The organism is Streptomyces sp. NPDC057702, from assembly GCF_042799315.1.
Lineage (GTDB): Bacteria > Actinomycetota > Actinomycetes > Streptomycetales > Streptomycetaceae > Streptomyces.
Genome location: NZ_JBHVJC010000083.1, coordinates 1 through 1,401, shown reverse-complemented (window position 1 = coordinate 1,401; position 1,401 = coordinate 1). Strand labels below are relative to the sequence as shown.

At 65.9% G+C, this 1,401-nt stretch carries 2 protein-coding genes; both read left to right on the top strand.

Annotated features, from left to right (window positions below):
• Positions 1–53 precede the first annotated feature (53 nt).
• Positions 54–1,238, top strand: coding sequence for an IS701 family transposase (locus tag ACFVFR_RS31840; protein ID WP_383708104.1), 1,185 nt, complete (start codon positions 54–56; stop codon positions 1,236–1,238).
• Positions 1,235–1,363 (top strand): hypothetical protein, encoded by a 129-nt coding sequence (locus ACFVFR_RS31835; RefSeq protein WP_383708102.1) that lies wholly within the window; start codon positions 1,235–1,237, stop codon positions 1,361–1,363. The genes ACFVFR_RS31840 and ACFVFR_RS31835 overlap by 4 nt, the downstream gene beginning before the upstream one ends.
• Positions 1,364–1,401: the final 38 nt, after the last annotated feature.

Sequence of the window (1,401 nt, the reverse complement as noted above, 5' to 3'; positions counted from 1 at the left end):
TACTGCAACGGTGCTTGCCGTGACTGATGGCCGGGTTGGTCGTTGGCGTGTTCATGGGTGGGGACCTTGCTGATGTCAGGTTGTGGGCGGGCGAACTGGACGCTGTGCATGAGCGGTTCCTGCACCGTTTCAGCAGGTCGGAACCGCGAGAGTCGGCACTGGCCTATATGCGGGGCCTGATCGCTGCGCTGCAGCGGAAGAACGGCTGGACGTTGGCAGAGGAAGCCGGCCACGAAGGTCCAGATCGTATCCACCGGATGCTGAACCGGATCGAGTGGAACGCGGATGAGGTACTCGAGGACGTGCGTCAGTACGTGGTCGACAACCTCGGCGACCGGGACGCCGTCCTGGTCGTGGACGACACGGGCTTTTTGAAGAAGGGGACGCGGTCGGCCGGGGTGCAGCGGCAATACTCCGGGACCGCCGGGCGGACGGAGAACTGCCAGGTCGGCGTCTTCCTCGCGTATGCAACCCACCGCGGGCGGACACTGATCGACCGGCGGCTGTATCTGCCCACCTCCTGGACCGATGACCGCGAACGGTGCCGCCGGGCCGGCATCGACGATCAGGTCGCTTTTGAGACCAAGGTGGCCATGGCCAAGGTGATGGTCCGCCGCGCCATTGCGGACAAGATCCCGTTTCGGTGGGTGACCGCAGATGCCGCGTACGGGTTCAGCAAAGGCTGGCGGTCGGAGCTGGAGCGGGCGGACGTCTTCCACGTCATGGCCACCACCCGCCACGACACCGTGGTCACCCGCTGGGCGATCGACCATCCCGTCCACGACCTGTTCAACGGTCTTGCCCGACAGAAATGGAAACGCCGTTCCTGCGGCAGCGGGGCTCACGGCCTGCGGATCTACGACTGGGCACGCGTCGAGGTCCGGCCCTGGCACCGGCCCGACCGCCGCCACTGGGTCATCGCCCGACGCAGCGTGAGCCGGCCCGGGGAGATCTCTTACTACATCGCCTACTGCCCGGCCGAGACAACGCTTGACGACCTGATCCGCATCGCGGGCAGCAGGTGGGCCATCGAGGAGTGCTTCCAAAGCGCGAAACAGGAATGCGGCCTGGATGACTACCAGGTCCGCCGCTACCCCGGCTGGCACCGACACATGACCCTGGCCATGGCTGCCCACGCCTGCCTGACCGTCCTGCGAGCCCGTGAGCTGGATGCCGGGAAAGCAGAAACGGATCCTCCCCGCTCATCCACCTCAGCCTCGCCGAGATACGACGGTTGATCACCCGCCTCACCAACCGCCAACCCGCCCCCATCGAGCACATCCTGCACTGGTCCACCTGGCGGCGAAGACGACAACACCAGGCCCGCACCAGCCACTACAAACGACGCGGACACAGCCCCTGACCCGGCCATCAGTCACGGCAAGCACCGTTGCAGTACTA

What these genes read in the sequence shown, in the direction of transcription:
- ACFVFR_RS31840 (WP_383708104.1), top strand. Translation starts at nt 54, where the DNA reads ATGGGTGGGGACCTTGCTGATGTCAGGTTGTGGGCGGGCGAACTGGAC.